This window comes from Pseudomonas sp. GL_091 (genome assembly GCF_057837725.1).
Genome location: NZ_CM174451.1, coordinates 6,544,514 through 6,564,077 on the forward strand (window position 1 = coordinate 6,544,514; position 19,564 = coordinate 6,564,077).

General features: G+C 59.2%; 15 protein-coding genes. 12 read left to right on the forward strand and 3 right to left on the reverse strand.

What is annotated here, in order from left to right:
• Positions 1–91 precede the first annotated feature (91 nt).
• The 7 genes from apaG (at position 92) to AC3ITY_RS29925 (ending at position 8,264) form a co-directional block, all read left to right on the forward strand.
• Positions 92–472, forward strand: a complete 381-nt coding sequence (gene apaG / locus AC3ITY_RS29895; RefSeq protein WP_007980214.1) for a Co2+/Mg2+ efflux protein ApaG — start codon at positions 92–94, stop codon at positions 470–472.
• Entirely contained in the window at positions 472–1,353 is an 882-nt protein-coding gene (locus tag AC3ITY_RS29900) for a symmetrical bis(5'-nucleosyl)-tetraphosphatase (protein WP_489306471.1), read from the forward strand. The genes apaG and AC3ITY_RS29900 overlap by 1 nt, the downstream gene beginning before the upstream one ends.
• Before the next feature lie 33 nt (positions 1,354–1,386).
• Positions 1,387–1,716 carry a thiosulfate sulfurtransferase GlpE gene (gene glpE / locus AC3ITY_RS29905; RefSeq protein ID WP_008051614.1) on the forward strand — a complete coding sequence of 110 codons (330 nt, stop codon included), beginning with the start codon at positions 1,387–1,389 and terminating at the stop codon, positions 1,714–1,716.
• A 297-nt stretch (positions 1,717–2,013) separates the two neighbouring features.
• Positions 2,014–3,936 (forward strand): PrkA family serine protein kinase, encoded by a 1,923-nt coding sequence (locus AC3ITY_RS29910; RefSeq protein ID WP_218431083.1) that lies wholly within the window; start codon positions 2,014–2,016, stop codon positions 3,934–3,936.
• A gap of 204 nt (positions 3,937–4,140) precedes the next feature.
• A complete protein-coding gene (locus AC3ITY_RS29915) occupies positions 4,141–5,412 on the forward strand; it encodes a YeaH/YhbH family protein (protein WP_007993202.1) in 1,272 nt (423 codons plus the stop codon).
• Entirely contained in the window at positions 5,409–6,971 is a 1,563-nt protein-coding gene (locus tag AC3ITY_RS29920; protein WP_057713067.1) for a SpoVR family protein, read from the forward strand. Before AC3ITY_RS29915 ends, AC3ITY_RS29920 begins: the two co-directional genes overlap by 4 nt.
• Before the next feature lie 63 nt (positions 6,972–7,034).
• Positions 7,035–8,264, forward strand: a complete 1,230-nt coding sequence (locus AC3ITY_RS29925) for a multifunctional CCA addition/repair protein (protein WP_489306473.1) — start codon at positions 7,035–7,037, stop codon at positions 8,262–8,264.
• Positions 8,265–8,345: 81 nt separating this feature from the next.
• Here AC3ITY_RS29925 and folK read toward each other — a convergent pair whose 3' ends face one another.
• Together folK and folB are read right to left on the reverse strand one after the other, a co-directional pair.
• Entirely contained in the window at positions 8,346–8,864 is a 519-nt protein-coding gene (gene folK / locus AC3ITY_RS29930) for a 2-amino-4-hydroxy-6-hydroxymethyldihydropteridine diphosphokinase (RefSeq protein WP_489306474.1), read from the reverse strand.
• On the reverse strand, positions 8,855–9,211 hold the full coding sequence (folB, locus tag AC3ITY_RS29935; protein WP_489306476.1) for a dihydroneopterin aldolase: 357 nt from the start codon (positions 9,209–9,211) through the stop codon (positions 8,855–8,857). Before folB ends, folK begins: the two co-directional genes overlap by 10 nt.
• 74 nt (positions 9,212–9,285) lie before the next feature.
• Here folB and plsY point away from each other — a divergent pair, with 74 nt between their 5' ends.
• Entirely contained in the window at positions 9,286–9,855 is a 570-nt protein-coding gene (gene plsY / locus AC3ITY_RS29940) for a glycerol-3-phosphate 1-O-acyltransferase PlsY (protein ID WP_008051600.1), read from the forward strand.
• Between the two features lie 23 nt (positions 9,856–9,878).
• On the opposite strand, the gene tsaD is transcribed toward plsY, so the two are convergent.
• Positions 9,879–10,904 carry a tRNA (adenosine(37)-N6)-threonylcarbamoyltransferase complex transferase subunit TsaD gene (gene tsaD, locus AC3ITY_RS29945; RefSeq protein WP_489306478.1) on the reverse strand — a complete coding sequence of 342 codons (1,026 nt, stop codon included), beginning with the start codon at positions 10,902–10,904 and terminating at the stop codon, positions 9,879–9,881.
• Between the two features lie 199 nt (positions 10,905–11,103).
• Here tsaD and rpsU point away from each other — a divergent pair, with 199 nt between their 5' ends.
• The 4 genes from rpsU (at position 11,104) to AC3ITY_RS29965 (ending at position 19,551) form a co-directional block, all read left to right on the forward strand.
• Positions 11,104–11,319 (forward strand): 30S ribosomal protein S21, encoded by a 216-nt coding sequence (rpsU, locus tag AC3ITY_RS29950; RefSeq protein ID WP_002551877.1) that lies wholly within the window; start codon positions 11,104–11,106, stop codon positions 11,317–11,319.
• A gap of 480 nt (positions 11,320–11,799) precedes the next feature.
• Positions 11,800–13,767, forward strand: coding sequence for a DNA primase (gene dnaG / locus AC3ITY_RS29955; protein WP_489306479.1), 1,968 nt, complete (start codon positions 11,800–11,802; stop codon positions 13,765–13,767).
• A 67-nt stretch (positions 13,768–13,834) separates the two neighbouring features.
• Positions 13,835–15,682 (forward strand): RNA polymerase sigma factor RpoD, encoded by a 1,848-nt coding sequence (rpoD, locus tag AC3ITY_RS29960; protein WP_489306481.1) that lies wholly within the window; start codon positions 13,835–13,837, stop codon positions 15,680–15,682.
• A gap of 122 nt (positions 15,683–15,804) precedes the next feature.
• Positions 15,805–19,551: a bifunctional diguanylate cyclase/phosphodiesterase gene (locus tag AC3ITY_RS29965; RefSeq protein ID WP_489306483.1), complete on the forward strand. Its 3,747-nt coding sequence runs from the start codon at positions 15,805–15,807 to the stop codon at positions 19,549–19,551.
• The last annotated feature ends 13 nt before the right edge of the window (positions 19,552–19,564 follow it).

Below are 19,564 nucleotides of genomic sequence, written 5' to 3' on the forward strand. Positions count from 1 at the left end.
GACGCCACTCTGGTCTACTACCCGATACTTGGCCTAGACTGAACTCCATCAGCTACGCCCCGCGTCCCGCTTCGTTTTTAAGGCCCCTTGCATGTCCGATCCTCGTTATCAGGTCGACGTCAGCGTCGTCACCCGCTATCTGGCAGAACAATCGCAACCCGAGCACGACCGCTTTGCCTTCGCCTACACCATCACCGTGCAAAACAACGGCGAAATGCCCGCCAAACTGCTTTCACGGCACTGGGTCATCACCGATGGTGACGGGCATGTCGAAGAAGTGCGCGGCGCAGGCGTGGTAGGTCAGCAGCCGTTGATCGACCCCGGCAAGAGCCACACCTACAGCAGCGGCACGGTCATGACCACCAAGGTCGGCACCATGCAAGGCACCTATCAGATGCTGTCCGACGACGGCAAACATTTCGATGCCATCATCGCGCCCTTCCGCCTGGCGGTGCCCGGAGCCCTGCACTGATGGCAACGTACGCTGTCGGTGACCTGCAAGGCTGTCTTCAAGCCCTGCAATGCCTGCTCAAACAAGTGGCGTTCGACCCACAGCGGGATCGTCTGTGGCTGGTGGGCGACCTGGTCAACCGCGGCCCACAGTCTCTGGAAACCCTGCGCTTCCTCTACAGCATTCGCGAAGCGCTGGTGTGCGTGCTCGGCAACCACGACCTGCACCTGCTGGCAGCCGGACGCAACATCGAACGCCTGAAGAAGGCCGATACCCTGCGCGAGATCATTGAGGCGCCGGATAGCGCCGAACTGCTGGAATGGCTGCGCCAGCAAAAGCTCATGCACTACGACGAACAGCGCAACGTTGCACTGGTCCATGCCGGCATTCCACCGCAGTGGTCGCTACGCAAAGCCTTGAAGTGCGCTGCCGAAGTCGAGACCGCCTTGCGTGACGACAACCTGTTGCCACCCTACCTCGATGGCATGTACGGCAACGATCCGGCGAAATGGGATAACGACCTCAAAGGCGTGACGCGCCTGCGGGTGATCACCAACTATTTCACGCGCATGCGTTTCTGCACCGCCGAAGGCAAGCTCGACCTCAAGAGCAAGGAAGGCCTCGATACCGCACCACCTGGCTACAAGCCCTGGTTCCAGCACAAGGAACGCAAGACCAAGGATCTGAAAATCATCTTCGGTCACTGGGCAGCACTGGAAGGCAAGTGCCACGAGCCGGGTATCTCGGCCCTCGACACTGGTTGCGTCTGGGGCGGGGCCCTGACCCTGATGAACGTCGACAGCTTTGAGCGCCTGTCCTGCAAATGCGACGAACACGGCCATGCCGTGCCGCCAGTCGCCTCATCCCTTCCCCAAACATCGCCAGCCAGCGCCCCGCGCTAGACTGCCCATTCAGCCGAGCCACAGGAGCCCGCCATGAGCGAATTCAAACGTATCCCCCCGGAACAGGCCCAAGCCCTGCGCGAACAAGGCGCAGTGGTGGTCGACGTCCGCGACCCGGCCACTTTTGCCGCCCTGCACATCGCAGGCTCGAAGCATCTGGACAACCATTCCCTGCACGCCTTCATCCAGGGCGCCGACCTCGATGCACCGACCGTGGTGGTCTGCTATCACGGCAATTCCAGCCAGGGCGCGGCCGCCTACCTGATCAGCCAGGGCTTCTCCGACGTCTACAGCATGGATGGAGGATTCGAATTGTGGCGTACGACGTATCCTGCGGAAACGGCGCAAGGCACCACTGAATAATTTTTTTGTAACGTTGCAGGCCCCGGCTCCCGCGGGTTAGCACGGTGGCAGACGAACGGTCTGCCACAACTAATTACGTATCTCGCCTTTACCTGCCGAATTCCCAACTATCCTTAAGCCCAGGCCATCCAAAACAGGGGAGAGCCGGTACACCGGCGCACGGGTCATCGGGAGTAGCTTTCGGGGCGGTAAGCCTTGAGGGAGTTCTGGGGGGTAAACAGCAACCGCCTGTTCGGTTGCTGCCAGCATCGACTGAGTGATCCGGCGTCGGCTCCACGTATCGAGCGAGGTGACGTCATGAGTATCTTTAGCCACTTCCAACAACGCTTCGAGTCCACACGCCAGGAAGAACTCTCTCTGCAAGAGTACCTGGAGCTGTGCAAAAAGGACCGCAGCGCCTACGTTTCCGCCGCCGAGCGTCTGCTGCTGGCCATCGGAGAACCGGAGCTGCTCGACACCTCGACCAACTCGAGACTGTCGCGCATCTTCTCCAACAAGGTGATCCGCCGCTATCCGGCCTTTGAAGACTTCCACGGGATGGAAGAATGCATCGACCAGATCGTGTCGTATTTCCGCCACGCCGCTCAGGGTCTGGAAGAAAAGAAACAGATTCTCTACCTGCTCGGCCCCGTCGGTGGCGGTAAATCGTCCCTGGCCGAAAAACTCAAACAACTGATGGAAAAAGTGCCCTTCTATGCAATCAAGGGCTCGCCGGTTTTCGAATCCCCCCTGGGTCTGTTCAACGCCACCGAAGATGGCGCGATCCTCGAGGAAGACTTCGGCATTCCACGGCGCTACCTCAACACCATCATGTCGCCATGGGCCACCAAACGCCTGGCCGAATTCGGCGGCGACATCAGCCAGTTCCGCGTGGTCAAACTCTATCCGTCGATCCTCAACCAGATCGCCGTGGCCAAGACCGAACCGGGCGATGAAAACAACCAGGACATCTCGGCACTGGTGGGTAAGGTCGATATCCGCAAACTGGAAGAATTCCCACAGAACGATGCCGATGCCTACAGCTACTCGGGTGCACTGTGCCGGTCCAACCAGGGCCTGATGGAATTCGTCGAAATGTTCAAGGCACCGATCAAGGTGCTGCACCCACTGCTGACCGCCACCCAGGAAGGCAACTACAACAGTACCGAAGGCCTCGGCGCGATTCCGTTCACCGGGATCCTGCTGGCCCACTCCAACGAATCGGAGTGGCACACCTTCCGCAACAACAAGAACAACGAAGCCTTCATCGACCGGATCTACATCGTCAAAGTGCCGTACTGCCTACGGGTCAGTGACGAAGTGAAGATCTACGACAAGCTGCTGTTCAACAGTTCGCTGGCCAAGGCGCATTGCGCGCCGGATACCCTGAAGATGCTGGCCCAGTTCACCGTGCTCTCACGCCTCAAGGAGCCGGAAAACTCCAACATCTACTCGAAGATGCGCGTGTACGACGGCGAGAACCTCAAGGACACCGATCCGAAAGCCAAGTCGATCCAGGAATACCGCGACAATGCGGGCGTCGACGAAGGTATGAACGGTCTCTCAACCCGGTTCGCGTTCAAGATCCTGTCGAAGGTGTTCAACTTCGATCCGCACGAAATCGCCGCCAACCCGGTGCATTTGCTCTACGTGCTGGAACAACAGATCGAGCAGGAACAGTTCCAGGCCGAGACCCGCGAACGTTATCTGCGCTTCCTCAAGGAGTACTTGGCACCGCGCTACATCGAATTCATCGGCAAGGAGATCCAGACTGCCTACCTCGAGTCCTACAGCGAGTACGGCCAGAACATCTTCGATCGTTATGTGCTGTACGCCGACTTCTGGATCCAGGACCAGGAATACCGCGACCCGGAAACCGGCGAGATCCTCAACCGCGTAGCGTTGAACGAAGAACTGGAGAAAATCGAAAAACCGGCCGGCATCAGCAATCCGAAGGACTTCCGCAACGAAATCGTCAACTTCGTACTGCGCGCCCGGGCCAACAACAACGGCAAGAACCCAACCTGGCTCAGCTACGAAAAACTGCGGGTGGTTATCGAGAAGAAAATGTTCTCCAACACCGAGGACCTGCTGCCAGTCATCAGCTTCAATGCCAAGGCCAGCAAAGAGGACCAGCAGAAACACAACGACTTCGTCACACGGATGGTCGAGCGGGGCTACACCGACAAACAGGTACGACTGCTGTCCGAGTGGTACCTGCGGGTCAGAAAATCACAATAACCCGCTGCCGGTCAGACCGGTTGTCGTCAGCCAGAGGCCTGTGTATGCATTTTCTGTTACACAAGCCTCTGGAAGGTGTTCGAAAGTCGGTAGCGAGTTCAGGCAGCATCCAAAGCGCTTGGGGGAGCGTTCAATATCCCTCGGCTCTCGGTTCGATGCTGTATCACCGCTCGCCCCTTTCAGGACAGCTTCTAAGGAGCAGTCATGAGCTATGTGATCGACCGACGTCTCAATGGCAAGAACAAGAGCACGGTGAACCGCCAGCGGTTTCTGCGGCGCTACCGTGATCACATCAAAAAGGCTGTCGAAGAGGCGGTCAGCCGGCGCTCCATTACCGATATGGAACACGGCGAACAAATCAGCATTCCCGGTCGCGACATCGACGAGCCGGTGCTTCACCATGGTCGCGGTGGCAAGCAGACGGTCGTGCACCCGGGCAACAAGGAATTCACCAGCGGCGAACATATCGCCCGTCCACCGGGAGGCGGTGGCGGCAGAGGCCCCGGCAAGGCTGGCAATTCCGGCGAAGGGATGGACGAATTCGTCTTTCAGATCACCCAGGAAGAATTTCTCGAATTCATGTTCGAGGACCTCGAACTGCCCAACCTGGTCAAACGCAACCTGACCGGCACCGACACCTTCAAGACCGTGCGGGCCGGGATCAGCAACGAGGGCAACCCGTCGCGGATCAACATCATCCGCACCCTGCGTTCAGCCCACGCCCGGCGAATCGCCCTGTCCGGCAGCAGCCGGGCAAAACTGCGCGAAGCCAAAGAGGAACTTCTGCGACTCAAGCAGGAAGAACCGGACAACTTCGGCGATATTCAGGAAATCGAAGCAGAAATCGAAAAACTCAGCGCGCGCATTCACCGCATACCGTTTCTCGACACATTCGACCTCAAGTACAACCTGCTCATCAAGCAACCCAACCCCAGTTCCAAGGCCGTGATGTTCTGCCTGATGGACGTGTCCGGCTCGATGACCCAGGCGACCAAGGACATCGCCAAGCGCTTCTTTATCCTGCTGTACCTGTTTCTCAAGCGTAACTACGAAAAGATCGATGTCGTGTTCATCCGCCACCACACCAGCGCCCGCGAAGTGGATGAAGAGGAATTTTTCTACTCCCGGGAAACCGGCGGCACCATCGTCTCCAGCGCCCTGAAACTGATGCAGGAGATCATGGCCGAGCGTTATCCGAGCAACGAGTGGAACATCTATGCCGCCCAGGCCTCCGACGGTGACAACTGGAACGACGACTCTCCGATCTGCCGCGACATCCTGATCAACCAGATCATGCCATTCGTGCAGTACTACACTTACGTTGAGATCACCCCGCGCGAACACCAGGCCCTGTGGTTCGAGTACGAGCGCATCGCCGAAGCCTTTTCCGACACGTTTGCCCAGCAACAACTGGTCTCGGCCGGGGATATCTATCCGGTCTTCCGTGAACTCTTCCAGCGCAGGTTAGTGACATGACCGCCAAAGAGCAGAAACGCCAACCCATTTCCACCGGCTCCGAATGGACGTTCGAGCTGATCCAGGCCTACGACCGCGAAATCAGTCGTATTGCGGCCGGCTACGCACTCGATACGTACCCCAACCAGATCGAAGTGATCACCGCCGAACAGATGATGGACGCCTACGCCTCGGTGGGTATGCCGCTGGGTTATCACCACTGGTCCTACGGCAAGCATTTCCTCAGTACTGAAAAATCCTACACTCGCGGCCAGATGGGGCTGGCGTACGAGATCGTGATCAACTCCGACCCCTGCATCGCCTACCTGATGGAAGAAAACACCATCTGCATGCAGGCACTGGTGGTGGCCCATGCCTGCTATGGGCACAACAGCTTTTTCAAAGGCAACTACCTGTTCCGCACCTGGACCGACGCCAGCTCGATCATCGACTACCTGGTGTTTGCCAAGCAGTACATCATGCAGTGCGAAGAGCGCCACGGTATCGACGCGGTCGAGGACCTGCTCGACTCCTGCCATGCGCTGATGAACTATGGTGTCGACCGCTACAAACGCCCTTATCCGATTTCCGCGGAGGAAGAACGTCGCCGGCAAAAGGACCGGGAAGAGCATTTGCAGAAACAGATCAATGACCTGTGGCGCACCATTCCAAAAGGCGCGGACAAGTACAGCGACAAGGACAACGCACGTTTCCCCGCCGAACCTCAGGAAAACATCCTGTACTTCATCGAAAAACATGCGCCATTGCTGGAACCTTGGCAGCGGGAAATCGTGCGTATCGTGCGCAAGATCGCCCAGTATTTTTATCCACAGCGCCAGACCCAGGTGATGAATGAAGGTTGGGCCACGTTCTGGCACTACACTCTTATGAACGACCTGTACGACGAGGGCCTGGTCACCGACGGCTTCATGATGGAGTTCCTGACGTCCCACACCAGCGTGGTGTTCCAGCCTGGTTTCGATAGCCCTTACTACAGCGGCATCAACCCCTACGCCCTGGGGTTTGCCATGTACCGCGACATCCGTCGCATGTGCGAAGAGCCTACGGAAGAAGATCGTCGTTGGTTCCCGGACATTGCCGGTACCGACTGGCTGGCAGCCATCAAGTTCGCCATGAGCAGCTTCAAGGATGAGAGCTTCATCCTGCAGTACCTGTCGCCCAAGGTGATCCGCGACCTGAAGCTGTTCAGCATTCTCGATGACGACCAGAAGGACGACCTGCTGGTGCCCGCCATTCACGACGAAGGAGGCTACCGCATCATCCGTGAAACCCTCGCGGCACAGTACAACCTGGGTAATCGCGAGCCCAACGTGCAGATCTACAGCATCGACCGGCGTGGTGACCGCTCCCTGACCCTGCGCCACCAACAGCACGACCGCAAACCGCTGGGGGACTCGACCGAAGAAGTGCTCAAACACCTGCACCGCCTCTGGGGCTTCGACATCCACCTGGAAACCCTGCAAGGCGATCAGGTCATGAAAACCCATCATGTGCCGCCCAGGAGCGAGCACAGCGAAGGCGATTACGGCCGCCTGGACCTGGCCGTCATCCATCTTTGATCCGGTTTGTGCCTCCGAAAGCTCGATGCAACGGTTATCCTGTCGAGCTAACGGAGGTTTTTTATGCGGATTTATAAAGTCGGCGGGGCGGTACGTGATCGCCTGCTGGGCAAACCGGTTACCGATATCGACTGGGTCGTGGTCGGCGCCACTACCGAAGAAATGCTCGCCAAGGGCTTTCGCCCGGTGGGCGCGGATTTCCCGGTGTTCCTTCATCCAAAAAGCGGTGAGGAATACGCCCTCGCCCGCACCGAGCGCAAAAGCGGGCGCGGTTACGGCGGGTTCACTTTTCACGCCAGCCCTGAAGTCACCCTCGAAGAAGACCTGATCCGTCGCGACCTGACCATCAATGCCATGGCCGAAGACGATCAGCAGAACCTGACCGACCCGTACCACGGCCAGCGCGATCTCGAAGCGCGCCTGCTTCGCCATGTTTCCCCGGCATTTGCCGAAGATCCGCTCAGGGTCCTGCGTGTTGCCCGCTTCGCGGCGCGCTACGCGACACTGGGTTTTACCGTTGCCCCGGAAACCCTGGCGCTGATGCGCCAACTCAGCGAGTCAGGCGAACTTGAAGCACTGACCCCGGAGCGCAGCTGGAAGGAAATTTCCCGCGCCCTGATGGAAGATCAGCCACAAGTGTTTGTTGAGGTTTTGCGCGCATGCGGCGCACTCAAGGTGCTGATGCCGGAGGTCGATGCGCTATTTGGCGTACCGCAACCACCAGCCCACCACCCGGAAATCGATACAGGCGCACATACCTTGAGCGTGTTGCAGCAAGCGGCGCGGCACAAACAGCCGCTGACCGTGCGTTGGGCGTGCCTGCTGCATGACCTGGGCAAAGGCCTGACGCCAAAGGAAGAATGGCCGCGACACATTGCCCATGAGTTCAAAGGCCTGAAGCTGATCAAAGCGGTCAATGAACGCTTCAAGGCCCCGAGAGACTGCCAGGAACTGGCTCTGCTGGTGGGCGAGTATCACACCCACGGGCATCGCGCCCTTGAGCTGAAGCCATCGACATTGCTGGACTTGCTGCAAAGCTTCGACATTTACCGTCGCCCACAGCGGTTCGAGGAGTTCATCGCGGCATGCGAGATGGATGCGCGCGGGCGCAAAGGGCTGGAAGAAAGAAGTTATCCACAGGCGGATTATTTGCGCGGCGCGGCAACCGCTGCCCGTAGCGTGGCGGTTCAGCCGTTGCTGGAGAAAGGCTTCAAGGGGCCGGAGTTGGGGGAGGAGATCAAGCGCGAGCGGCTCAAAGCCTTGAAAGCCTACAAAGAGACCGCGTCGATCTGAAAAGCTTCGCGAGCAGGCTCGCTCCCACAGGTTTACGCCAAACCCGTGGGAGCGAGCCTGCTCGCGAAGGCGTCAGTCGGATCACATCAAATCTGAAGGTGTCAGTTGCTCACCGCGCCATTCGAAAGCCACCGGCGCCAGCACTTGATTGATCTGCGATTCCGCCCACAAGGTGGCAAAACTTTTACCCACACCCGGGTGCACTCGATCCGGCGCAATCAGCGACAACGGCCACAACACAAAGGCATTTTTCAGAATTTCTGCCCGCGGCAAGATCAAGCCATCGAAGTTGCCCACCAGGTCACCGAACAACAACACGTCGATATCCAGCGGCAAACCTCGGCGATCCGGTGCGTAACGACCGTTATCCGCCTCGATGAACTTCAATCGACGATCAAGCTCCATCAGTGGCAGATCGGTATACGCCGACACCACGAAATTGAAGAACGGCCCGCTCTTGATACCCACCGGCTGACTTTCGAACACCGCCGAACAGCGGATATCGACAAGGAACGCCGCCAATGCATCGAGCCCCGCCCGCAAATGGGCTTCACGCTCGATATTGCTACCGAGCCCGAGGTACACCTGAGTCAGCGACATCCGCGCTCGATCTCCACGCCCACACCGCCGGTGGCCGCCGGGACGGCGCCGGGCTTGGTCAGCTTCAGGCGCATCCAGGTGATCTTGAATTCGCTCATCAGCACTTCAACCAGGCGCTCGGCAAAGGTTTCCACCAGTTGATACTGGGAATGCTCGGCAAACGCCTGGATGCGCGAGGAAACACTGGCGTAGTCGAGCGCCAGGGTCAGGTCATCACCGGCTGCGGCCGGGCGATTATCCCAGGCGAAGCTCAGATCAAGACGCAAGCACTGTCGGATGCCTCGCTCCCAGTCGTAGGCACCAATCACCGTGTCGACTTCCAGGCCCTCGATAAACACTCTGTCCAAGCACTTCTCTCCGCTACACGACAAGGGCGCAATGCGCCGTTAGAATCAGGGCTTCCTCGCCCGGAATAGTTAGCATGTTTTGGTTATTGGCGATCCTCGCCTACCTGCTCGGCTCTCTGTCCTTTGCCATTTTGCTCAGCCGCCTGACCGGTAACCCCGATCCGCGAATGAGTGGCTCGGGCAATGCCGGTGCCACCAACATGTTGCGCCTGGCCGGCAAGAAACTCGCCATCCTGACCCTGCTCGGCGACCTTTGCAAAGGCCTGCTGCCGGTACTGATTGCGCGTCTTGCGGGTCTTTCGCAGCAGGAACAGGCCTGGATCGGCGTCTATGCCGTCATCGGCCATCTGTTTCCATTGTACTTTCGCTTTCGCGGCGGCAAGGGTGTCGCCACCGCTGCCGGCATGTTGCTGGGACTATACCCGCCCGCTGCCCTTCTGGCGGTCTGCGCCTGGCTCTTGACGTTCTACCTGACCCGCACCAGCTCCCTGGCCGCCCTCATCGCCACACCACTGACCCTGCCTTTGCTAGCCTGGCAAGAACCGGCCGCCCTGCTGCCCATGAGCGCGCTCACCGGGCTGATCGTCTGGCGTCATCGCGGCAATCTACGCGACCTGTTTGCCGGGCGCGAACGGCATTTTTAAAGGCCAGGCATAAACACCGCTCATCACAGCGCCGACAACTGCTCCATCGGCCAGCGTGCCTGCACGCTGATCGCCAGGCTTTCCTGCTGACCGGCCTGCAAGCGCTGGCAGCCGGCAAAGGCGATCATCGCGCCGTTATCGGTGCAAAACTGCGGACGGGCATAAAACACATCACCCTTCATGTCGCCGAGCATTTTCTCCAGCGAAGTGCGCAACGCCTTGTTGGCACTGACGCCCCCTGCAATCACCAGGCGCTTCATGCCGGCGGCCTTCAGGGCACGCTTGCACTTGATGGTCAAAGTCTCCACCACGGCCTGCTGGAATGCCAGCGCGATGTCGCAACGGGCTTGCTCGCCGTCGTCCCCGGCGTTGACACACTGTTGCCAGGTGTTCAACGCAAAGGTTTTCAGGCCACTGAAGCTGAAATCCAGGCCCGGGCGGTCACACATCGGACGCGGGAAGACGAAACGTCCTGCAACGCCCTGTTCTGCAAGGCGAGCGATCTCCGGTCCGCCCGGATAATTGAGACCCATCATCTTGGCCGTCTTGTCGAAGGCCTCGCCAGCGGCGTCATCCAGGGTCTCGCCCAGAAGCGTGTACTGACCAATTCCGTCGACCTGAACCAGTTGCGTATGACCACCCGACACCAACAAAGCGACGAACGGAAATTCCGGCGGTTGCGGCTCCAGCATCGGCGCCAGCAAATGGCCTTCCATGTGATGCACGCCAAGGGCCGGAATGCCCCAGGCAAAGGCCAGCGCCTGAGCACAGGAAGCCCCTACCAACAAGGCACCGACCAGGCCAGGACCCGCGGTGTAGGCGATCGCATCGATCTCGGTCGGCACACAATCGGCCTCGGCCAACACCTGACGAATCAAGGGCAGCATGCGTTTGACGTGATCGCGCGAAGCCAGCTCCGGCACCACGCCACCATAGGCGCGATGCAGGTCGATCTGACTGAACAGCGCGTCGGCCAGCAGGCCGCGTTCACTGTCATATAATGCGACACCAGTTTCGTCGCAGGAGGTTTCTAATCCCAGTACTAGCATGGGTTTGCGCCTTGTTTAGGCTGAATTCGAAGGCGCGCATAATAGTCGTCGCGTGATGCCCCGACCAGCGGTTTTCGATCAGAGGCTTTGCATTCCGAGCGATGAGGGGTTAACATCCGCAACCCTTAAAAACCGACGTCTTCAAGTGCTCTTTTGCCGCGAGGATGTTGACCCCGGTAATGAATGAAGGTAGCTCTGGATGCCAGCCGTCAAAGTAAAAGAGAACGAACCCTTCGACGTAGCTCTGCGTCGTTTCAAGCGCTCCTGCGAAAAAGCCGGTGTACTGGCTGAAGTTCGTAGCCGCGAATTTTACGAGAAGCCAACTTCTGAGCGTAAGCGCAAAGCAGCAGCCGCTGTTAAGCGTCACGCCAAGAAAGTTCAGCGCGAACAGCGCCGCGCCGTTCGTCTGTACTAATACACAGACGATCGTAGCAAGCTTCTGCCAAGCCCGGCCCTCAGCCGGGCTTATGGCATTTGCGTAAAACGCTTGATGCTTCACTGTCAAAGCCGCAGACGCGACCGAGACAAATCTGCTTCACCGCGTCAGACCTGGCTCTTTTGCCAGCGGTGCACGTCTTTTCTGACGAGCCTTTCAAGGCTACTGACGAGCACACCCACTGATTCCTCTCACGACGATCAGCCCAAGGCACCTGCTTGCGTGCCAGATGATGAGCTATCCGGGGCCTATGATTGGCCGCAGCGGATTCAGCGCAACACATTCAAACAGTCGAATACTGATTGGCATTAACGTCAGTGGATTTTCGGCAGATACACTTCCCGACAGCGATTACGCAGACGACACTGGTCGAGCCGCACACTTTGCGCGCCTCAAACAATGACCGCGTTCGATCGCCGCACGTTTCGGGTTCCTTTCAGCGCAGATGACGAGAACGCCATGGCCGGGCTAATTCCCCAGAGCTTCATTGACGACCTTCTGAACCGCACCGACATCGTCGATGTGGTCAGCTCGCGCCTGCAATTGAAAAAGGCCGGCAAGAACCACACCGCCTGCTGCCCGTTCCACAAGGAAAAGACTCCGTCGTTCAGCGTCAGCCCCGACAAGCAGTTCTATTACTGCTTCGGCTGCGGCGCTGGCGGCAACGCCCTCGGCTTCATCATGGACCACGACAACCTGGATTTCGTCCAGGCCGTCGAAGAACTGGCCAAAGCCGCTGGCATGGAAATACCCCGCGAAGAAAGCGGCCGCCCGCACAAACCGCGACAGCCGACCGATTCACCGCTGTACCCGCTACTCAGCGCCGCTGCCGACTTTTATCGCCAGGCCCTGAAAAGCCATCCATCGCGCAAGGCCGCCGTGGATTACCTGAAAGGTCGCGGGCTGACCGGCGAAATCGCCCGGGACTTCGGCCTGGGTTTTGCTCCGCCTGGCTGGGACAACCTGTTCAAGCACTTGAGCAGCGATACCCTGCAACAAAAAGCCATGATCGATGCCGGCCTGCTGATCGAAAACGCTGAAAGCGGTAAACGTTACGACCGCTTCCGCGACCGCGTGATGTTCCCGATCCGCGACAGTCGCGGGCGCGTCATCGCCTTCGGTGGCCGGGTATTGGGCGACGACAAGCCGAAGTACCTGAACTCCCCGGAAACCCCGGTTTTCCATAAAGGCCAGGAACTCTACGGCCTGTACGAAGCGCGCAAGACCAACCGCAACCTCGACGAGATCATCGTCGTCGAGGGTTACATGGACGTCATTGCCCTGGCCCAGCAAGGCCTGCGCAACGCCGTCGCGACCCTGGGCACCGCTACTAGCGAGGAACACCTCAAGCGGCTGTTTCGCGTCGTGCCCAGCGTGCTGTTCTGCTTCGATGGCGATCAGGCCGGCCGCAATGCGGCATGGCGGGCGCTGGAGGCGACACTTTCGAGCCTGCAGGACGGTCGTCGTGCACGCTTTCTGTTCCTGCCCGAAGGCGAGGACCCGGACACCCTGGTCCGCTCCGAAGGCACCGATGCCTTCCGCGCACGGATCAACCAGCACGCGCAGCCCCTGGCCGACTACTTCTTCCAGCAACTGACGGAAGAAGCCGACCCGCGCTCGCTTGAGGGCAAAGCCCACATGGCCACCCTCGCCGCACCGTTGATCGACAAAGTCCCGGGCGCCAACCTGCGCACCCTGATGCGTCAACGCCTGAGCGAAATCACCGGCCTGAGCGGCGAAGCGGTGAGCCAACTGGCACAAAACGCCCCGCAAGAAGCACCGCCGGCCTACGACCCGGGCATCGATTACGACGCGATGCCCGATTACAGCGACTATCATCAGCCGCAGGCACAGGAAATGTATGTGCCGCAGCAGGAATGGACGCCGAAGAAACCCGGTGCAGGAGGCAAGAAATGGGACAAGAAACCGTGGGACAAGAATGGCAAACGGGGCGGTGATCGCGATCAACCCCGCGCGCCACGGGTGCCCGCCGCCGTAGAACCGCCGACCCTCGCCGCCTTGCGCACGTTGCTGCATCACCCGCAACTGGCGGAAAAAGTCGAGGATGCCGGGCACTTCGCCGCCGAAGATCACACCAACACACAATTGCTGGTGGCGCTGCTCGAAGCCGTGCAGAAGAATCCCAAGCTAAACTCAATTCAACTGATTGCGCGTTGGCACGGCACAGAACAAGGCCGTTTGCTCAGAGCGCTGGCCGAAAAGGAATGGCTGATTGATGGAGATAACCTTGAACAACAGTTTTTCGACACCATTACTAGCTTGTCAGCCCGCCAACGCGAGCGAAACCTGGAACAACTTCTGCGAAAAGCGCGTCAAAGCGAATTGACCAGCGAAGAGAAAAACCAACTGCGCGATCTCTTGAGTCGCAATGTTTCCGCAACAAACCCGACCTCAACTGGCGCGTGAGGTCATAGCTCAGGTATAATCCTCGGCTTGTTTTTTGCCCGCCAAGACCTTCAGTGGATAGGGTGTTATGTCCGGAAAAGCGCAACAGCAGTCTCGTATCAAAGAGTTGATCACACTTGGTCGTGAGCAGGGCTACCTGACTTACGCGGAGGTCAACGACCACCTGCCGGAGGATATTTCAGATCCGGAACAGGTGGAAGACATCATCCGCATGATCAATGACATGGGGATCAACGTATTCGAGGTTGCGCCAGATAAGGATTCCCTTATGCTGGCCGACGCCGATACCGACGAAGCCGCAGCCGAAGAGGCCGCTGCAGCGTTGGCTGCGGTCGAGACCGACATTGGTCGCACTACCGATCCGGTGCGCATGTACATGCGCGAAATGGGTACGGTGGAGCTCCTCACACGTGAAGGCGAAATCGAAATCGCCAAGCGTATTGAAGAGGGCATCCGTGAAGTGATGAGCGCAATCGCGCACTTCCCTGGCACGGTTGATCATATTCTCTCCGAGTACACCCGCGTCACCACCGAAGGTGGTCGCCTGTCTGACGTCCTGAGCGGTTATATCGACCCGGACGACGGCATCGCACCGCCTGCGGCAGAAGTGCCGCCGCCGATCGACGCGAAAGCCGTGAAAGCGGATGACGACTCCGACGACGATGAAGCCGAATCTTCCGATGACGAAGAAGAAGCCGAAAGCGGTCCGGATCCGATCATCGCTGCCCAGCGTTTCGGCGCTGTTGCCGATCAGATGGAAATCACCCGCAAGGCGCTGAAAAAGCACGGTCGCAACAACAAGGCAACAATTGCCGAGCTGTTGGCCCTGGCCGAGCTGTTCATGCCGATCAAACTGGTGCCGAAGCAATTCGAAGGCCTGGTCGAGCGTGTTCGCAGTGCCCTGGACCGCCTGCGTCAGCAAGAGCGCGCAATCATGCAGCTGTGCGTTCGTGATGCACGTATGCCGCGTGCCGACTTCCTGCGCCAGTTCCCGGGCAACGAAGTCGACGAAAGCTGGAGCGACGCTCTGGCCAAAGGCAAAAGCAAATACGCTGAAGCCATTGGTCGCCTGCAACCGGACATCATCCGTTGCCAGCAGAAGCTGACCGCGCTGGAAACCGAGACCGGTTTGACGATCGCCGAGATCAAGGACATCAACCGTCGCATGTCGATCGGTGAGGCCAAGGCCCGCCGCGCGAAGAAAGAGATGGTCGAAGCGAACTTGCGTCTGGTGATCTCGATCGCCAAGAAGTACACCAACCGTGGCTTGCAATTCCTCGATCTGATCCAGGAAGGCAACATCGGCTTGATGAAAGCGGTAGACAAGTTCGAATACCGTCGCGGTTACAAGTTCTCGACTTATGCCACCTGGTGGATCCGTCAGGCGATCACTCGCTCGATCGCCGACCAGGCCCGCACCATCCGTATTCCGGTGCACATGATCGAGACGATCAACAAGCTCAACCGTATTTCCCGCCAGATGTTGCAGGAAATGGGTCGCGAACCGACCCCGGAAGAGCTGGGCGAACGCATGGAAATGCCTGAGGACAAGATCCGCAAGGTATTGAAGATCGCTAAAGAGCCGATCTCCATGGAAACCCCGATCGGTGATGACGAAGACTCCCACCTGGGTGACTTCATCGAAGACTCGACCATGCAGTCGCCAATCGATGTTGCAACCGTTGAGAGCCTTAAAGAAGCGACTCGCGAAGTGCTGTCCGGCCTCACTGCCCGTGAAGCCAAGGTACTGCGCATGCGCTTCGGTATCGACATGAATACCGACCACACCCTTGAAGAGGTTGGTAAGCAGTTCGACGTGACCCGTGAACGGATTCGTCAGATCGAAGCCAAGGCGCTGCGCAAGCTGCGCCACCCGACGAGAAGCGAGCATCTGCGCTCCTTCCTCGACGAGTGATCACAGAACCCCCGGCCCAGGCCGGGGGTTTTGCTTTGTACAGATTAAATCTCCCCGCTTCCCCCCTCCTCCCTGTAGCCGTCTACACTCGAAACATTCCCCCGAGCCATAACGAGACCGTTATGCCCAGACTGCCGACCGTGCTTTTTTTGCTGTCGCTGATGACCTGGACCGCAACGGCTGGCGCGCTGACTCTCACTGACGATGAACGTAGCTGGCTGGCGGCTCACCCGGAATTGCGCCTGGGTGTCGATGCGTCGTGGCCGCCCTTCGAGTTTCGTGACGATGGGGGCCGCTACCAGGGCCTTGCCGCGGATTACATCGAGGTCATCCGCAAAAGGCTGGCAACCCGGCTCACGCCCATCGAGCCGGTGAGCTGGACCGCCGTCCTGGAACAAGCCAAAAAGGGCAAACTGGACCTGCTGCCGGGCATCATGTCGACCCCTGAACGCCAGAAATACCTGTCGTTCACCCGCCCCTATCTGGATTTTCCGATTGTCATCCTGGCCCATGTCGGGGGCCCCCAGCCACATAACCTGCAAGACCTGTACGGCCTGAAAATCGCCGTGGTGGAAAACTACGCCCCCCACGAGCTGCTGCGCAGCCACCATCCCGACTTGAACCTGGTGGCGGTGCCCAACGTCAGCTCGGCGCTACAGGCGCTGGCCACCGACGAAGTGGACGCCGTGGTGGGCGATCTGGCTTCCAGCGTCTGGGGACTGCGCCAACTCAAGCTCGATGGGTTGTATGTCAGTGGTGAAACCCCCTATCGCTATCAACTGGCCATGGCTGTACCCCGCGACAACAAGATGCTGGTCGGCATTCTCGACAAAGTCCTGGCAGACATGAGCCCCGCTGAAATCAGCGCCATTCAGGAGCATTGGGTCGGCAACGTCCTCGATCATCGAACTTTCTGGAATGACCTGCTGGTGTATGGCCTGCCCGGATTGCTGCTGCTGACTACCGTGCTGGCGGTGGTTATCCGCATCAACCGCCGCTTGAGCTCGGAAATCGCTCGCCGGGTCAACCTTGAACAGGAACTGCGCAGCAGCGAATACCACTACCGCGGCCTGGTGGAGAGCCTGTCGGCCATCGCCTGGGAAGCAAAAGTCACTGACTTCACCTACAGCTATGTATCGCCCCACGCCGAAGACCTTCTCGGTTATCCCCTGTCCCATTGGCTGATTCCGGGCTTCTGGCGCAACATCATTCACCCCGCCGACCTGACCCGTGCCCAGACCTTCTGCGATCACGAAGTGCTGGCCGGGCGCGATCACCGCCTCGATTACCGGGTGATCACCGCCGACGGCCGCTGCCTGTGGGTGCGCGATATCGTCAGCCTGATCGAACACGGGCATGAGCCGGTGCTGCGCGGATTGATGATCGATATCACCGACGCCAAGCGCACCGAGGAAGCGCTGCGCCTATCGGAACAGAAATTCGCTTCCGTGTTCCAGCAATGCCCGGACATGCTGGTGATCGCGCGTCTGAGCGACGGCTGCCTGCTGGAAGTCAACGAAGCGTTCGAAGAACAGATCGGCCTCAAGGCCGAGGACGTCATTGGCCAGACCGCCACCAACCTGAACATCTGGGGGATTCCCGGTGTTGGGCCGGGCCTGTTGCAACGCTTGCAGGCCGGCAGCATCCGCAACCTGGAAATGCCCTTTCGTCGCAGCAACGGCCAGGTGTTTACCGGCCTGATCTCCGCCGAACCGTTCAACCTCGACATGACACCGGCGCTGGTGGTCGTAGTGCGGGACATCACCCAGCTCAAGGAAACCCAGCAACAGCTGCAAACTTCCGAAGAAAAGTTCGCCAAGGCCTTCCACGCCTCTCCCGACGGCTTGCTGCTGTCTCGGCAAAGTGATGGCTTGCTGTTGGAGGTCAACGATGGTTTTAGCCGCATCACCGGGTTCAACAGCGCCATGTCAGTGGATCGTTCGGCGCTGGACCTGGGAATCTGGGTCAACCTCAATGAACGCAAGCAAATGCTCGACCTGCTGCACCGCGACGGCTTTGTCCGCGACTTCAGCTGCCATATCCGCCGCAGCGACGGGCAGATCCGCCTCTGTGAAGTGTCCAGCCGTCCGCTGCCGATTGGCGATGAAGACTGCATGCTGACCATCGCCCGGGACATCACCGAGCGGCACCTGATGCAGGAAAAACTGCAACAGGCCGCCACCGTGTTCGAAAGCACCGCCGAAGGCGTGTTGATCACCGATACCCAACAGCACATCAGCGCGGTCAACCGTGCGTTCACCGAAATCACCGGTTACAGCGAAAACGAGGCCCTGGGCCACACGCCACGCCTGCTCGCCTCAGGCCTGCATGACAGCGCGTTCTACGCGGCCATGTGGCATCAATTGACCGCCGAAGGTCATTGGCAGGGCGAGATTTCCAATCGGCGCAAGAATGGCGAGCTGTATCCGAGCTGGCTGACCATCAGTGCCGTGCGCAACCGCGACAAGTTCATCACCCACTTTGTCGCGGTGTTCGCCGACATTTCCAGCCTCAAGCATGCCCAGGCCAAACTCGACTACCAGGCGCACCACGACCCGCTGACCGGCCTGCCGAACCGCACGCTGTTCGAAAGCCGCTTGCTGACGGCGCTCAACAACCAACAGGAAAACGGCGGCCAGGGCGCCGTGCTGTTCCTCGACCTTGACCGCTTCAAGCACATCAACGACAGCCTCGGCCACCCGGTCGGCGACCTGCTGCTCAAGGGCATTGCCGTACGTCTCAAGGAGCAATTGCGTGACATCGACACCGTGGCGCGCCTGGGTGGTGACGAATTCATCATTCTATTGCCGGGCCTGCAACAATCCAGCGATGCCGACCACATCGCCACCAAATTGCTCAATTGTTTCGCCGCGCCGTTCCAGGCCGGCGAACACGAGTTTTTCATCAGCGCCAGTATCGGCACCAGCCTCTATCCGAAGGATGGCTGCGACGTTGCCACACTGATCAAAAACGCCGACGCCGCGATGTACCGCTCCAAGGCCAAGGGCCGCAACCGCGTCGAAAGCTACACCCGCGACCTCACCGCCCAGGCCAGCGAACGCGTAGCGCTGGAACACGAACTGCGCCGCGCCATCGAACGCAACGAGTTGCACCTGTGCTACCAACCGAAAATCAGCCTCGTGGACTACAGCCTGGTCGGCGCCGAAGCCCTGATCCGCTGGCGCCACCCGACCTTTGGCGACGTGCCGCGGGAACACTTCATCCCGCTGGCTGAAGAAAACGGCATGATCCTGCAAATCGGCGACTGGGTTCTGGAAACCGCCTGCCGGCAGATGGCCGAATGGCACCGGCTGTACGAAAGTCCCGGCCCACTGTCGGTCAACCTTGCCGGCGCCCAATTGCGCCAACCCAATCTGCTGGGCCGCATTGAACAGTTGCTTAAGGACAACGGCCTCAACCCCGGTTTCCTGCAACTGGAAATCACCGAAAACTTCATCATGAGCCAAGCCGAGGAAGCGCTGGCGGTGCTGCATCAACTCAAAAAACTGGGTGTGCAACTGGCCATCGATGACTTCGGTACCGGTTACTCGTCCCTGAGCTACCTCAAGCGTCTGCCACTGGACATCCTCAAGATCGACCAGTCCTTCGTCCGCGGCCTGCCGGACGATCCCCACGATGCGGCGATCGTACGCGCCATCATCGCGCTCGGACGCAGCATGCCATTCACCGTGATTGCCGAAGGGGTCGAGACCCTGGCGCAACAGCAATTCCTCGCTGCCGAGGGCTGTGAACAAATCCAGGGCTACATCGTCAGCCTGCCCCTGCCCCCCGACGAATTTGCCGCGACGTTTCTTCGTACAACCGTATTGGATTTTTCGGATAGCACAGCTGCGAAACCATCGCTATAATCCGCGACCTACT

Excerpts from the sequence above, each read along its gene's own strand:
- apaG (WP_007980214.1), top strand. The coding sequence starts at position 92 with ATGTCCGATCCTCGTTATCAGGTCGACGTCAGCGTCGTCACCCGCTAT.
- AC3ITY_RS29900 (WP_489306471.1), top strand. The coding sequence starts at position 472 with ATGGCAACGTACGCTGTCGGTGACCTGCAAGGCTGTCTTCAAGCCCTG.
- glpE (WP_008051614.1), top strand. The coding sequence starts at position 1,387 with ATGAGCGAATTCAAACGTATCCCCCCGGAACAGGCCCAAGCCCTGCGC.
- AC3ITY_RS29910 (WP_218431083.1), top strand. The coding sequence starts at position 2,014 with ATGAGTATCTTTAGCCACTTCCAACAACGCTTCGAGTCCACACGCCAG.
- AC3ITY_RS29915 (WP_007993202.1), top strand. The coding sequence starts at position 4,141 with ATGAGCTATGTGATCGACCGACGTCTCAATGGCAAGAACAAGAGCACG.
- AC3ITY_RS29920 (WP_057713067.1), top strand. The coding sequence starts at position 5,409 with ATGACCGCCAAAGAGCAGAAACGCCAACCCATTTCCACCGGCTCCGAA.
- AC3ITY_RS29925 (WP_489306473.1), top strand. The coding sequence starts at position 7,035 with ATGCGGATTTATAAAGTCGGCGGGGCGGTACGTGATCGCCTGCTGGGC.
- folK (WP_489306474.1), bottom strand. The coding sequence starts at position 8,864 with ATGTCGCTGACTCAGGTGTACCTCGGGCTCGGTAGCAATATCGAGCGT.
- plsY (WP_008051600.1), top strand. The coding sequence starts at position 9,286 with ATGTTTTGGTTATTGGCGATCCTCGCCTACCTGCTCGGCTCTCTGTCC.
- tsaD (WP_489306478.1), bottom strand. The coding sequence starts at position 10,904 with ATGCTAGTACTGGGATTAGAAACCTCCTGCGACGAAACTGGTGTCGCA.
- rpsU (WP_002551877.1), top strand. The coding sequence starts at position 11,104 with ATGCCAGCCGTCAAAGTAAAAGAGAACGAACCCTTCGACGTAGCTCTG.
- dnaG (WP_489306479.1), top strand. The coding sequence starts at position 11,800 with ATGGCCGGGCTAATTCCCCAGAGCTTCATTGACGACCTTCTGAACCGC.
- rpoD (WP_489306481.1), top strand. The coding sequence starts at position 13,835 with ATGTCCGGAAAAGCGCAACAGCAGTCTCGTATCAAAGAGTTGATCACA.
- AC3ITY_RS29965 (WP_489306483.1), top strand. The coding sequence starts at position 15,805 with ATGCCCAGACTGCCGACCGTGCTTTTTTTGCTGTCGCTGATGACCTGG.